Source organism: Streptomyces sp. NPDC050759 (genome assembly GCF_044456945.1).
Lineage (GTDB): Bacteria > Actinomycetota > Actinomycetes > Streptomycetales > Streptomycetaceae > Streptomyces.
The window spans coordinates 408630-422452 of record NZ_JBITGI010000008.1 but is presented as its reverse complement, the minus strand read 5'-3'; the positions used below and the strand labels follow the sequence as shown (position 1 = coordinate 422452).

At 71.5% G+C, this 13823-nt stretch carries 13 protein-coding genes; 6 read left to right on the top strand and 7 right to left on the bottom strand.

All coding sequences use genetic code 11. The features are described 5' to 3' along the window. Positions 1–113 precede the first annotated feature (113 nt). Complete coding sequence (locus ACIBJB_RS25340) at positions 114–1295, bottom strand: ROK family transcriptional regulator (protein WP_398933396.1); 1182 nt, start codon at positions 1293–1295, stop codon at positions 114–116. Positions 1296–1494: 199 nt separating this feature from the next. Between ACIBJB_RS25340 and ACIBJB_RS25335 the strand changes: the two genes are divergently transcribed. Beyond that, complete coding sequence (locus ACIBJB_RS25335; protein ID WP_398933395.1) at positions 1495–2328, top strand: NAD(P)H-binding protein; 834 nt, start codon at positions 1495–1497, stop codon at positions 2326–2328. Positions 2329–2340: 12 nt separating this feature from the next. Here ACIBJB_RS25335 and ACIBJB_RS25330 read toward each other — a convergent pair whose 3' ends face one another. The 4 genes from ACIBJB_RS25330 to ACIBJB_RS25315 all read right to left on the bottom strand — a co-directional run bounded on the left by ACIBJB_RS25330 (position 2341) and on the right by ACIBJB_RS25315 (position 5663). Beyond that, a complete protein-coding gene (locus tag ACIBJB_RS25330; protein ID WP_398933394.1) occupies positions 2341–3018 on the bottom strand; it encodes a GntR family transcriptional regulator in 678 nt (225 codons plus the stop codon). Positions 3019–3139: 121 nt separating this feature from the next. Next, positions 3140–4078 (bottom strand): beta-ketoacyl-ACP synthase III, encoded by a 939-nt coding sequence (locus ACIBJB_RS25325; RefSeq protein WP_398933393.1) that lies wholly within the window; start codon positions 4076–4078, stop codon positions 3140–3142. Between the two features lie 147 nt (positions 4079–4225). Continuing rightward, positions 4226–4363: a hypothetical protein gene (locus tag ACIBJB_RS25320; protein WP_398933392.1), complete on the bottom strand. Its 138-nt coding sequence runs from the start codon at positions 4361–4363 to the stop codon at positions 4226–4228. Next, positions 4329–5663 carry an OFA family MFS transporter gene (locus ACIBJB_RS25315; RefSeq protein ID WP_398933391.1) on the bottom strand — a complete coding sequence of 445 codons (1335 nt, stop codon included), beginning with the start codon at positions 5661–5663 and terminating at the stop codon, positions 4329–4331. Before ACIBJB_RS25315 ends, ACIBJB_RS25320 begins: the two co-directional genes overlap by 35 nt. Positions 5664–5854: 191 nt before the next feature. Between ACIBJB_RS25315 and ACIBJB_RS25310 the strand changes: the two genes are divergently transcribed. From ACIBJB_RS25310 to fdhD, 4 genes are all read left to right on the top strand, one after another. After that, positions 5855–7741, top strand: coding sequence for a molybdopterin oxidoreductase family protein (locus tag ACIBJB_RS25310; protein ID WP_398933390.1), 1887 nt, complete (start codon positions 5855–5857; stop codon positions 7739–7741). A 144-nt stretch (positions 7742–7885) separates the two neighbouring features. Continuing rightward, positions 7886–9676, top strand: coding sequence for an NADH-ubiquinone oxidoreductase-F iron-sulfur binding region domain-containing protein (locus tag ACIBJB_RS25305; RefSeq protein WP_398933389.1), 1791 nt, complete (start codon positions 7886–7888; stop codon positions 9674–9676). A gap of 358 nt (positions 9677–10034) precedes the next feature. Beyond that, the gene (locus tag ACIBJB_RS25300; protein ID WP_398933388.1) at positions 10035–10898 is read left to right on the top strand and encodes a 2Fe-2S iron-sulfur cluster-binding protein; all 864 of its coding nucleotides are present in this window, start codon (positions 10035–10037) and stop codon (positions 10896–10898) included. Positions 10899–10905: 7 nt separating this feature from the next. Continuing rightward, positions 10906–11757, top strand: coding sequence for a formate dehydrogenase accessory sulfurtransferase FdhD (gene fdhD, locus ACIBJB_RS25295; protein ID WP_398933387.1), 852 nt, complete (start codon positions 10906–10908; stop codon positions 11755–11757). A gap of 16 nt (positions 11758–11773) precedes the next feature. Here fdhD and ACIBJB_RS25290 read toward each other — a convergent pair whose 3' ends face one another. Beyond that, positions 11774–12301: an isochorismatase family protein gene (locus ACIBJB_RS25290; RefSeq protein WP_398933386.1), complete on the bottom strand. Its 528-nt coding sequence runs from the start codon at positions 12299–12301 to the stop codon at positions 11774–11776. 19 nt (positions 12302–12320) lie between these two features. Then, positions 12321–12758, bottom strand: coding sequence for a MarR family winged helix-turn-helix transcriptional regulator (locus tag ACIBJB_RS25285; RefSeq protein ID WP_266510117.1), 438 nt, complete (start codon positions 12756–12758; stop codon positions 12321–12323). An 89-nt stretch (positions 12759–12847) separates the two neighbouring features. Here ACIBJB_RS25285 and ACIBJB_RS25280 point away from each other — a divergent pair, with 89 nt between their 5' ends. Continuing rightward, positions 12848–13765: a zinc-binding alcohol dehydrogenase family protein gene (locus tag ACIBJB_RS25280; protein ID WP_398933385.1), complete on the top strand. Its 918-nt coding sequence runs from the start codon at positions 12848–12850 to the stop codon at positions 13763–13765. The last annotated feature ends 58 nt before the right edge of the window (positions 13766–13823 follow it).

The window sequence follows — 13823 nt, the reverse complement described above, 5'->3', positions numbered from 1 at the left end:
CCCCTTGGCGGGCGTGCGGGCCGGTTTCAGGGCAGGGCGAAGCAGGAGCGCTGTGCTGGAGGGGCGTATCAGGAAGGTGTGCCGTGTCGGACAGTGCCGTACCGAGAAGTGGCTTACGCGGGTGAGAACAGGTGGTCGCTGATGAGCCGGGCCGCACCGATGACTCCGGCGGTGGGGCCCAACTCCCCGAGAACGATGGGCAGGTTGCCGGTCGCCAGCGGCAGTGACTGGCGGTAGACCTGGGTGCGGATCGCGGCGAGCAGGGTGTGGCCGAGGCCGGTCACCCCGCCGCCGATCACCACCAGGCCCGGGTTGAAGAAGGAGACCAGTCCGGCGATGACCTGGCCGGTCCGGTTGCCGCCCTCACGGATCAGGTCGAGGGCGGTGGCGTCTCCGGCGGCAGCGGCGGCGGCGACGTCGACCGCGGTCAGACCGCCGTTCGCCGCGTGGCGTGCGGCGAGCTCCTCGGAGCGCCCCTGCTCGACCGCCTCCACGGCGTCCCGGGCGAGGGCGGCCCCACTGAAGTGGGCTTCCAGGCAGCCCCGGTTGCCGCAGGCGCACGGGCGTCCGTCGGGCACGGCCTGGATGTGCCCGATGTCGCCCGCGCTGCCCGTCACCCCGCGGTGGACCTCACCGCCGGCGACGATGCCGCAGCCGATGCCGGTGCCGATCTTCACGCAGAGGAAGTCGCCCACGGAGCGTGCGACGCCCGCGTGCATCTCCCCCATCGCCATCAGGTTCACGTCGTTGTCGACCATGACCGGACAGCCGAGTTCCTGGCTGAGCGCCTCCCGCACGGGGAAGCCGTCCCAGCCCGGCATGATCGGCGGAGCCACCGGTACGCCCTCGGGGAAGCGGACCGGTCCCGGGACGCCGATGCCGGCGCCGTCGAAACCCTCCGCGAGCCCCGAGGCCCTCAACTTCGCTGCCATGGACAGGACTTGCTCGAAGACCGCGACCGGGCCCTCGCGGACGTCCATGGGTTGGTTGAGATGTCCCAGGATCTCCAGCTCGGCGTTGGTGACGGCGACGTCGACCGAGGTCGCGCCGATGTCCACGCCGAGGAAACGCAGGTTGGGGGCGAGCCGGATGTTGTGGGAGCGGCGCCCGCCGCGGGAGGCGGCGAGTCCGTCGGCCACGATCAGGCCCGTCTCCAGGAGCCGGTCCACCTCCACGGCCAGCTTGGACCGTGACAGGTCGACCTGATCGCCCAGTTGCGCACGGGAGTTGGGTCCTCCGTCGCGCAACAGCTTGAGCAGCCGGGCCTGATGCGCGTTCGCGGGTCGTGCCGTCATGCGTCTCACGAGCCCCTCCCCGCCTCATTCGGCCACCAGTTGCCGGGCTTTCGAGGGGAACGTAGCAGCGGCTGCCGAACCTGGGAAGAAGCTGTGCACAGATTGATGCCGACTTTCTCCACTCGCAGGACAAAGACTCGTCCGCACTCTGGTGTCCCGGCACCCGGCCCCGCAGGATGGGCGCAAGGGAGGGCAGCACATGTTTCTGGTGACGGGTGCGACGGGGAACGTGGGGGCCGAACTCGTGCGGGCGCTCGCGGAGTCCGGCGAGCGGGTGCGGGCGGTCAGCCGGTCCGGGCGGAGCGAGGGGTTACCGGCGGGGGTGGAGGCAGTGGCGGGGGATCTGAACCGGCCGGAGACCGTACGGGCCGCGCTGGACGGCGTACGAGGGCTGTTCTTGATGCCCGGGTACGGGGGCCAGCGGCAGATTCTGGCGGACGCTCGGGCCGCGGGTGTGCGTCGCGTGGTGCTGCTCTCCGGTCTGTCGGCGGGCACCGGCGACCGGGACAACGCGGTCGCCGGCTATCTGCTGGACGCGGAGGACGCCGTACGCGACTCGGGTCTCACGTGGACGTGCGTCCGCCCGACGAGTTTCATGACCAACGCGCTCCGGCTCGCGGACCAGATCCGCGGGGGCGACACGGTCCGGGTGCCCTTCCCGGATGCGCGGACCACCGACATCGACCCGTACGACATCGCGCAGGTCGCTCTCCGAGCCCTGCTGTCCGACGGGTTCGCGGGCCGCGTTCTCGAAGTCACCGGCCCCGAGGCGCTGTTGCCCGCCGACCGGGTCCGGATCCTCGGCTCGGCGCTGGGCCGGGACCTGCGTGCCGTGGGGCTGGAGCACGAGGAGACACGCGCGGAGATGGAGGCGGCCGGCGTGCCGAAACCATACGTCGACGCCTTCTTCGGCTTCTTCGTCGACGGCACCCTGGACGAGTCGGTGGTACTGCCCACGGTGGAGCAGGTCACGGGGCGGGCGCCGCGCACGTTCGCCCGTTGGGCCCGGGACCACACGGACGCGTTCCGGTGAGGTGTGGGGTGACTACGAGCGCCGGCGTGCGTGGTACGAGGTCCGGGTGTGCTCGGTGTGCTCCCGCATCAGTTCGGTGGCGCGCCGCTCGTCGCGGTCGGCGATCGCCGCGATCAGTTCACGGTGCTCGATCCAGGACTGGCGGCCACGCTGCCGGGCGATCGGCGTGTAGTACCAGCGCACCCGGCGATCCACCTGCCCCGCCAGCTCCGACAGGACCGCATTGCCCGCCAACTCCATGACCGTCGCATGGAAACGCGCGTTCAAGGCCACCGCGGCATCCACATCATCCGCGGCCACCGCGCTCTCCCCCTGCGCACACAGCTCCTCCAACACCGCGATACCGGCACTGCCCGCGTTCGCCGCAGCCAACCGCGCCGCCTCCGCCTCCAACAACGTCCGCACCGTAAGAAGCTGATCAGCCTCCTCATCCGTCGGCTCATGCACGAACGCACCCTGAGCAGGCCGCAGATCCACCCACCCCTCGGTGTTCAACCGCTGCAAAGCCTCACGCACCGGCTGCCGCGACACCCCCAGATGCCCCGCCAACTCACTCTCCACCAAATGCTGACCCGGCTGCAAAGCACGCGTCGTGATCAACTCCAACAACGCCCCATACACACGATCACGCAGCGGACCAGGACGCTCCAGCTTCGGCACGGCTCCCTGCGGCAGTCCTGTCGACAACATCGCGGTCCCCCTCCTCGGCGGGCGGACACCCCCGGACACCTCTACCCGTTGCCTTTTGTCTACAGTCTACGGCGCACAGGGGCCAGGTAAACAGCGAGTCGACCTCGTCACATCCCGCACCTCACGGGCAGCGGACGACCTGCCCGGCGTACGACAGGTTCCCGCCGAACCCGAAGAGCAGCACCGGGTCCCCGGCCGAGATCTCGCCGTGCTCGACCAGTTTGGAGAACGCGAGCGGAATGCTGGCCGCCGAGGTGTTCCCGGACTCCGTGACGTCGCGGGCCACCACGGCGTTGACCGCGCCGATCTTCTCCGCGAGCGGCTCGATGATCCTCAGGTTCGCCTGGTGCAGCACGACCGCGGCGAGGTCCTCCGGGGTGAGCCCCGCACGCTCGCAGGCCCGTCGGGCCAGCGCCGGAAGCTTGGTGGTCGCCCAGCGGTAGACGCTCTGTCCTTCCTGCGCGAACCGCGCCGGCTCGCCCTCGATCCGCACGGCGTGCCCCATCTCGGGCACCGATCCCCACAGCACGGGAGAGATGCCGGGTGTGTCGGCGCCCTCGACGACCGCCGCCCCCGCCCCGTCGCCGACGAGCACACAGGTGGTGCGGTCGCTCCAGTCGGTCACCGCCGACATCTTGTCGGCGCCGATCACCAGTGCCCGGGTCGCCGCACCGGCCCGGACGGTGTGGTCCGCGGTGGCCAGCGCGTGGGTGAAGCCCGCGCACACCACGTTGACGTCCATCGCGGCCGGCGAGGGGATGCCGAGCCGGGCCGCGACCCGGGCCGCCATGTTCGGGGACCGGTCGACGGCGGTCGAGGTGGCGACCAGGACCAGGTCGATGTCGGCGGGGGCGAGCCCGGCCGAGGCCAGCGCCTTGGCGGCGGCGTGCGAGGCGAGCTCGTCGACCGGCTCGTCGGGACCGGCGATGTGGCGGGTCCTGATCCCCACCCGGGACCTGATCCACTCGTCGCTGGTGTCGACCAGGCCCGCCAGTTCCTCGTTGGTGAGTACCTTGGCGGGCTGGTAGTGGCCGACTGCGGCGATCCGCGAGCCGTTCATGGGGGGTCCCCCTCGTTGCCTTGGGTAGCCGGATCCCCCAGTCTGATCAGTGACTCACGGGTACGCGGGCACGTAAGGCCACAGGAAACGGGCGCCCGAGTTGTCGGCTTCCCTCACCCCTCGGACGCCCGAACACCTGCCGAACGGTTACTTGGTGAACAGCTGCGTCGCCTTCTGGACGAGCTCGTAGAGCCCGTAGGCGAGCGGTGCGCCGACCCACACCCAGGCGAGGGCGATCAGCGGACGCCGGTCAGGCGGACTCTGGCTGCTGTCGGACGGCGACATCGGCGGCCTCCCTCGGTGCGGGAATGTGGTGGCGGGCACTGACGGGGCGGACCAGCTCGTTGGCGACGAAGCCGACGACGAGCAGCCCGATCATGATCACGAAGGACATCCCGTAGAGGGCGGAACCGCTCTTGCCCGCGTCCTCCTGCCGGTCGGCGATCCAGTTCACGATCAGCGGTCCGAGGACACCGGCCGTGGACCAGGCGGTCAGCAGCCGGCCGTGGATGGCGCCGACCTGGTAGGCGCCGAAGAGGTCCTTCAGGTAGGCGGGGATCGTCGCGAAACCGCCGCCGTAGAAGGACAGGATCACCAGCGCGCACAGGATGAACAGCGGCTTGGAGGAGTCACCGAACAGGGCGATGAGCCCGTACATCACCGCGCCCACGCCCAGGTAGACGCGGTAGATGTTCTTCCGTCCGATCAGGTCGGACGTCGACGACCAGCCGATCCGGCCCGCCATGTTGGCCGCCGACAGCAGCGCGACGAAGCCGGCCGCCGCCGACACCGAGACCGGTGTCGAGGTGCCCTTGAAGAAGTCGGTGATCATCGGGGCGGCCTTCTCCAGGATGCCGATGCCCGCGGTCACGTTCATGCAGAGCACGACCCACAGACACCAGAACTGGGGCGTACGCACGGCGTTGCGCGCCGAGACCTGCGGTCCTTCGAAAGCACTGGGCGCGCTCTCGACCGGCTTCTCACTGCGCGGCACGCGCACCAGCAGGACTCCGAGGAGCATGAAGACGGCGTACGACAGCCCGTGCACGAGGAACGCCAGTGCGATCCCCGAGCTGTCGGAGCCGAAGGAGTCCAGCATCTGCGCCGACCAGGGCGAGGCGATGAGCGCGCCGCCACCGAAGCCCATGATCGCGATGCCGGTGGCCATGCCGGGCCGGTCCGGGAACCACTTGATCAGGGTGGAGACCGGCGAGATGTAGCCGATGCCGAGGCCGATGCCGCCGACGAAGCCGTAGCCGAGGACGATCAGCCAGTACTGCTCGGTGGCCGCGCCCAGCGCGGAGAGCAGGAAGCCGGAAGAGAAGCAGATCAGCGCCACCGTCATCGCCCAGCGCGGCCCGTTGCGCTCCACGAGCGTGCCGCCGAACGCGGCGGACAGGCCGAGCATCACGATGCCGAGCTGGAAGGGCAGTGCGCTCTGCGTGCCGCTGAGTCCGAGCGCGGACTCGAGCGGCGGCTTGAACACGGACCAGGCGTACGCCTGGCCGATGGAGAGATGGACCGAGAGAGCGGCCGGGGGGACGAGCCAGCGGCTCCAACCCGGGGGCGCGACAGGGGGACTCATGATCCCGGACGGTACGAACAAACGAGCTAGTTGAAAAGGCGGCGCGTCGACCGTATGCGATGAGCGGTATCCCGGAAGCGGTGAACGGTCGAACCGGCCTGCCACCAGAGCGGGTTGGGTCTCGCCTACACCTTGCGGCGGCTCACTCCATACTGTAGACAATATTTCGTCGACCTGAAGGGGAGGCGCCCATGACGACCCCGACGGCCTGCCCCCGGCTCACCCACCCCCTGGTCCGGGACGCACCCAACGATTCGCTACGGCAGGCGAGTTGGGGGGAGGCGCTGGACCGGGCGTCTCGCGGTCTGGGAAGGCACCGCGGCGTCTTCGGCATGTTCTCCTCCGCCCGCGCGACCAACGAGACGCAGTACCTGGCGCAGAAGTTCGCCCGGGTCGTCATGGGCACGAACAACATCGACTCCCCGGACCGGGCGCGACACGCCCCGAGCGCCGCGGGCCTGGCCGCGGTCTTCGGGTCGGGCGGCGGGACCTCGTCGTACGAGGAGAGCGCGCACACCGACGTCATCGTGATGTGGGGCTCCGACGCCCGCTCGTCACACCCGGTCTTCTTCCGGCACGTCCTGAACGGGATTCGCGGCGGCGCCCGCCTGTACGTCGTCGACCCGCGCCGCACCGCCACCGCCGCCTGGGCGAAGAGCTGGCTCGGCCTCGACGTCGGCACCGACATTCCGCTGGCCCATGCGATCGGCCGGGAGATCATCCACGCGGGGCTTGTCAACCGTACGTTCGTCGAGCGGGCCACCTCCGGCTTCGAGGACTACCGGGCCCTGGTCGAGCCGTGGACGCTCTCGCTCGCCGAGCGGGTGACGGGCGTACCGGCCGCCGTCATCGGGGAGTTGGCCCACGCCCTCGCCCGTGCCGATCGCGCCCAGCAGTACTGGGGGCACGGCGTCACCGGGAACCGCAACGGCACCGACCACGTCCGTGCACTGGTCAACCTGTCGCTGCTGACCGGCCACGTGGGCCGGTACGGCTGCGGGGTGCAGCCCCTGTCCGGCCGGGACAACGTGCACGGCGGGAGCGACATGGGCGCGCTCCCCCACCGTCTGCCCGGGTTCCAGGACATCCTCGACCCCTGTGCCCGGCGGACGTTCGAGTCGGCCTGGGGCGCCGTCGTCCAGCCGCACCACGGGCTGGACCTGGCGGAGATGTCCGAGGCGATGGAGGAGGGAACGCTCAAGGCGCTCCACTGCGTCGGCGCGGACCCGGCGCGGTCGGAGGCGGACGGCGACGGCAACGGCAACGGCAACGGCAACGGCAACGGCAACGGCAACGGCGAGCGGGCCGTACGGCGTCTGAGATCCCTCGACTTCCTCGTCGTCCAGGACACGCACCTCACCAGGACCGCCCGGCTGGCCGACGTCGCCCTGCCCGCGGCCGCCGCTTGGACGGAGACCGACGGCACAACCACCAGTGGCGAGAGACGAGTTCAGCGCGTACGCCGGGCTCTGACCCCGCCCGGCGAGGCGCGCGAGCACATCGCCATCATCCGTGATCTGGCGGCGAGACTCGGCCACGACTGGAAGTACCGCGATTCCGAGGCCGTTTGGGACGAGCTCAGGTCGTTGTCGCCGGACCACTCCGGGATGACGTACGCGCGCCTGCGGGAGCACCGGGGCCTCCAGTGGCCCTGCCCTGACCCCGACCGGCTCGAACCGCCGTATCTGCACGGCCGGTTGTGGGAGAAGGACCCGGCGAGGCGGGGCAGACGGGCGCCGTTCGGGATCGTGCAGCACGTACCGCCGGCCGAGCGGGTCGACGAGCGGTACCCGATCCGGCTGGGCATCGCGGGGCGCGCGGACTCGCACCGGGGCTTCAACTCCCCTCTTGGGCACGGCATCGAGCTGTCCCCGGAGGACGCCGAGCGCTACGAGGTCGTGGCCGGTGAGGAGGTGCGCGTGTCGTCACGGCACGCCTCGGTCCTCGCGTCCGTGCGGATCGACACCGCGCTCAGGTCCGGACTCGCCTTCATGACCGCGCGTTCCCCTGAGGAGGTGGATGTCGACCGGGCGGCGGTCCGGATCGAGAAGCTGCCGATCACGACGATCGTCGGCTGACGGCGAGACGCCGACCGACCCGACCGACCCGACCGACTGACGGCGAGACGCCGACCGACCCGACCGACCCGACCGACTGACGGCGAGACGCCGCCGGACCGACCGCCCGACCGCCCGACCGCCCGCTCAGAAGGAGGTGACCAGGTGGACCTGCGCTTCGGCGACAGTGAGCCGACGGAGGACGAACGGAGCGCCGTGGACGCCCTGTTGGGGCCGCCGACGTCCTTCTGGGAGGGCGGGGACCGTTCCGGGGCCGATCTGAGGCGGGCTTGTCCGTCTCCGGGCCGCCGTCATCTGTTGCTGCCGGGCCTGCTCGCGATCAACGACCGCGTCGGCTGGATCAGCGAAGGCGCTCTCACCTATCTGTGCCGTCGGCTGACCGTTCCACCGGCGGAGGCGTACGGCGTCGCCACCTTCTCCGCCCGGTTCTCGGTACGGACCCGCCCCGCCACCGTGCTCCGGGTGTGCACGGACCTCGTGTGCACGGCCGCCGGGGCGTCCGACCTGTGCGCCGCCATCGAGGAGAGGCTCGGCGGCGGTGTCCACCTCGAGCGCAGCCCCTGCCTCGGCCTGTGCGAACGCGCTCCGGCCGCGCTCGTGACCAGGGCGGGCGATCCGGTGCGTACGGCGGTCTCGGCACCGGCGACCGTGGCCGGGGCCGTCCTCGCCGCGAGCGCGCCGGACTCGGCGCCCGAGGAGCCGCCGGTCGCGACGGCCGTACCGCAGACGGGCCAGGACGGTCTGGTGCTCCTGAGCCGGGTCGGCGTCGTGGACCCGTCGTCCCTGGACGACTACCGCGCCCACGGCGGCTACACCGCCCTGCGTCGGGCCTTCGCGCTCGGTCCCGCCGGAGTCGCCCGCGAGGTCACCGCCTGCGCCCCGGTCGGGCAGGGTGGCTCCGCGTTCCCCGCCGGCCGCACCTGGCAGGCCGCGGCCTCCCAGCCGGACCACCCGCCCTACCTGGTGTGCAGTGCGGGCGAGTCCGCACCGGGCGCCTTCCGGGACCGCGTGCTCATGGAGGGCGACCCGTTCGCGCTGGTGGAGGCGATGACGATCGCCGCGTACGCGATCGGCGCCCACCGCGGCTACCTCTGTGTGCGCGACGAGTTCCCGCGGGCGACCAGCCGCGTGCGGCACGCCGTCGAGCAGGCGCGGACCCGCGGCCTGCTCGGTGACGACGTCCTCGGCCGGGGCTACGCCTTCGACATCGAGATCCGGCGCGGAGCGGGCGCCTACGTGTGCGGCGAGGAGACCGCCCTGTTGAACTCCGTCGAGGGCCACCGGGGCGAACCCCGCTGTCAGCCGCCTTCCCCGGCGGAGCAGGGCCTGTTCGGCAGGCCGACGGCGGTGCACGACGTCGAGACGCTGGTCGGCCTGCTCCCGATCCTGGCCCTGGGGGCACCGGCGTACCCGGCGACCGGCACCGAGAAGTCCACCGGGCCACAGCTGTTCTGCGTGTCCGGGAGTGTGGAACGGCCCGGAGTCTACGAGTTGCCGTCCGGCGCGACACCGGCCGAGCTGCTGTCGGCGGCCGGGGTCCGGGAGAACCTGCGCGCGGTACTGCTGGGCGGGGCCACCGGCGGTTTCGTGCGGCCGGACGAACTGGACGTACCCCTCGCCGTCGAGGACGGGGCCGGCTCGGGTGTGGTCATGGCCTTCGACGACACGGTCCCGCTTCCCCGTCTCCTTCTCCGCATCGCCGAGTTGTTCCGGGACGAGTCGTGCGGGCGGTGCGTGCCGTGCCGGGTCGGGACCGTGCGCCAGGAAGAGGCGCTGCGGCGGATCGTCGACCGCACGGGTGCGGCCGCGGCCGACGACATCGCCCTGCTCCGGGACATCGGCCGCGCGATGCGGGACGCCTCGATGTGCGGTCTCGGTCGGAACGCGTGGAACGCGGTGGAGTCCGCCGTGGACCGACTGGGGGTGTACGGATGAGCGGGGTACCGCCGGGCCCTCATGTGGGGACACCGGGGTCTTCCGGGCATGTGGGCGTGGGGGTGAGCCGTGCCACTGGATCATGTGAGCCTCTTGGGTCGCCCGGGGCGGCTGGTGGCGTACGGATGACCGCCGTACCCGCTGGGTCACGCGAGCCCCTCGGTTCACCCGGCGCTAGGTCACGTGAGCCCCTCGGTTCACCCGGCGCTGGGTCACGCGAGCCCTTCGGTTCACCCGCGGCGTCCGGGGCATCCGGGGCATCCGGGGGCGTACGGATGACCGCCGTGCCGCTGGGTCACGCGAGCCCTTCGGTTCACCCGCGACGTCCGGGGCATACCGGGCATCCGGGGGCGTACCGATGACCGCCGTGCCGCTAGGCATCCCGCGCCGCCGGCTGGAGTTCACGGTCGACGGTGAGCCCGTGCGCGTGACGGAGGGCTCGACGATTCTGGACGCCTGCCGGGCGGTCGGGAAGGACGTCCCGGCTCTGTGCCCGGGCGGCCCGCTCACCCCTGGCGGCGACGCCTGCCGCCTCTGTGTGGTCGAGGTGGAGGGGGCCGCGGCCCTCGTCCCGGCCTGCTCCCGCCGGGCGGAGCCGGGCATGGACGTCAGGACCGGCACCGAGCGTGTCCGGCACAGCCGGAAGATCGTCCTCGAACTGCTCGCCTCCTCGGCCGATCTGTCGACGACTCCGCGAGCGGCGGAGTGGATCAAGGAGTACGGCGCGCGTCCGGACCGCTTCGGCCCGGATGCGGCCCGCCTCGCGGAGCTGCCGAAGGTCGACAACGATCTGTATGTGCGCGACTACGGCAAGTGCGTCCTGTGCCGCCGGTGTGTGGACGCCTGTGGGGAGGACGAACAGAACTCCTTCGCCATCGCTGTTTCGGGTCGCGGTTTCGGCGCCCGGATCGCCGTGGAACACGACGTGCCGCTCACCGACTCGGCTTGCGTGTTCTGCGGGAACTGCATCGACGTATGCCCGACGGGGGCCCTGTCGTTCAGGTCGGAGTTCGACAGGCGAGCGGCGGGTACCTGGGACGAGGTGTCACAGACCCGCACCGACACCGTGTGCGCGCACTGCGGAGTGGGCTGCGACCTCACGCTCCATGTGCAGGACAATGAAGTCGTGAAGGTCACCACCCCGCACGGGCAAGCGGTGATCCAGAGCAGCCTCTGCCGCAAGGGCCGTTTCGGCTACCAGCACGTACAGAACCGGGACTGAGACACATATGGGACGAGTCACGGAACGACGCAAGGTGATCCGCATCCGCGACGGGGCGATCTCGTCCCGCCCCGACACACTGGTCGCGGAGGAACCGCTGGAGATCCGCCTCAACGGCAAACCCCTCGCCATCACCATGCGCACCCCCGGCGACGACTTCGCACTCGCCGTCGGCTTCCTCGTCAGCGAAGGGGTCCTGGCTGGACACGGCGACCTGCAGAACATCGTCTACTGCGCCGGAGCCACCGCCGACGGGTCGAACACGTACAACGTCGTCGACGTCACCACCGCCCCCGGCGTGCCCGTCCCCGACATCACCCTCGAACGCAACGTCTACACCACCTCGTCCTGCGGCCTGTGCGGCAAAGCCAGCCTCGACGCCGTACGCACCACCACCCGCTGGCCCATCAACGACACACCCCCCCTCCACATCGAAGCCGACCTCCTCGCCAGCCTCCCCGACCGGCTCCGGGCCGCCCAACGGGTCTTCGACCGCACCGGCGGCCTGCACGCCGCCGCCCTGTTCACCGAACACGGCGAGCTGATCGACATACGCGAGGACGTCGGCCGCCACAACGCGGTCGACAAACTCATCGGCCGCGCCCTGCAGAACGCGAACCTCCCCCTGACCCGCGTGATCCTGCTGGTCTCCGGCCGGGCCTCCTTCGAACTGGCACAAAAAGCCGTCATGGCCGGCATCCCGATCCTGGCCGCCGTCTCCGCACCCTCCTCCCTCGCCGTCGACCTCGCCACCGAAACCGGCCTCACCCTCGTCGGCTTCCTCCGCGGCCACTCCATGAACGTGTACGCGGGAGAACACCGGCTCGCCCTGGAAACCACAACGGCCACCCAGAGCTGACCACGGGTCCGAGCGTTCAGCCCGCCACGAAGCGCACCTGGTCAACCGTCGCCACCGTGCCCAGGCGCGGGAAGTCGAGTCGTGCCGAGGCCTCGTGCTCGGCGGCGGTGAAGGCGGCCATGGCGTCCTCCACGAACACGAGGTCGTAGCCGAGGTCGAGGGCGGCGCGGGCGGTGGACTCGACGCCGAGGTTGGTGGCGATCCCGCCGAACACCAGCGTGGTGACGCCTAGTTGACGAAGGCGGGCGTCCAGGTCCGTGCCCTGGAAGGCGCCGATGGTCCGCTTCACGATCTCGAGGTCGCCGTGCCGGGCGAGGCCGGGCACCAGCCCGCTGCCGGGTGGCTGGTCGGCGACTCCGGGCCGCTCGACCCGCACCAGCACGACGGGTGCGCCGGCGGTACGGAAGGCGGCCGCCAACTTCTCGGCGGCGGCGAGGACTTCGGTGCCTGTGCGGGGTTCCAGGGGCAGCGCGACGATCCGGTCCATCAGATCGACGAGTACGAGGGCGCTGCGGGCGGGATCGAGCGCGAGGGGTCCGGTCATGACGGAACGTTATCCGTCATCAGCCCTGTGTACCGGAGATCCGGATCAACAGGCTCATGAACTGGGCGCGTTCGGCCGCCGAGAGGGGGGCCAGCAGCTCGTCGTTGGCCTCCCGGGCCACCTTCTCGCAGCGTTTCAGCAGCCGTGCTCCCTCGTCCGTGAGGGACACCGCGTTCTTGCGGCGGTCGGCGGGGTCCGGTTCGCGCAGGACGAGACCGGCGGACTGGAGGTCGTTCAGGATGCCGACCAGGTCCTTGGGGTCGAGCCGCACCCCGCGGCCGAGGTCGGCCTGGGCGACGGGGGCGAGGTCGCGGACGGCGGAGAGCACCACGTGGTGCCACATCTTCATGCCCTCGGCGGCCAGCGCCTCGGCCACCAGAGCCCGGCCGCGGGCGGCGGCGCGGCCGAGGAGCCAGCTGGGGAGGGAGCGGATCGCGGGCAGGGGTGCTTCGGCCATGGGGCCAGCCTAGCCACTATTCATTGGACTTCCCAACGATCGCCCACCTATCGTTGGGACCACCAATGAACCCACGGGAGGTCCGGTCGATGCGTCGTGTCCGTTACGAGTCCACGGGTGGCCCGCTGTTCCTGGAGGAGGCACCGGTCCCCGAGCCGGGCCCCGGCGAGCTCCTCGTGCGCTGCGAGGCGGTGGGCGTGACCCTCCCGGTCGTCCGCAAGGTCACCGAGGCCGCGGAGCCGGTGCCGCTCGGGGGCGAGCTCGCCGGCGCGGTGGCGGCCGTCGGCGCCGGGGTCACCCGCTTCCGCCCCGGCGAACGCGTCACGGGCCTGTGCTTCGGCGACGGTTACGCCGACTTCGCGCTGCTGCGCGAAGCCATGGCCTCCCCGATCCCCGACGGCGCCTCGGCGACCGACGCCGTCGTGCTGGTCCGCAGCGGGCTGGTCGCGCTCGGCGCGCTGGAGGCGGCGCACCCCGAACCGGGAGAGACGGCGCTGATCACGGCGGCGGCGAGCGGGGTGGGCCACCTCGCCGTGCAGCTCGCGCGGGCCCGGGGTGCCTCCCGCGTCGTGGGCGCCATCTCCGACCCGGCCAAGACGGACTTCGTGCGCTCGCTCGGCGCCGACGCCACCACCCTGTACGCGGACGACAGTTGGGGCGACCCCGTCGACTACGCCCTCGACGCGGTCGGCGGCGAGCTGCTCACCCCGGCGCTCGCCGCCCTGGCCCCGGGCGGGCGGCTGGTGGCGTACAGCTCGGGCGGCGGGACGATCCAGGCGTACGACCTCCTCGTCGGCGCCAAGTCCGTGACGGGCTTCCAGATGGCGCGGATCGCCCGTGAGCGGCCGGAGTTGTACGAGCGGTGGCGGCGGGAGCTGTGGCGAATGTTCCTGGACGGCGACCTCCGGCCCGTCGTGCACGGGGAGTTCGCCCTGGAGGACGCGGCGGAGGCGCACGCGGTGATCGAGGCGCGGCGCAACCTCGGAAAGGTCGTACTCCATCCGTGACGGGACACGCGCACGGTTCTTGTGAGGCGCGGGGTGCGGAACTACCGTCCGTGACCCG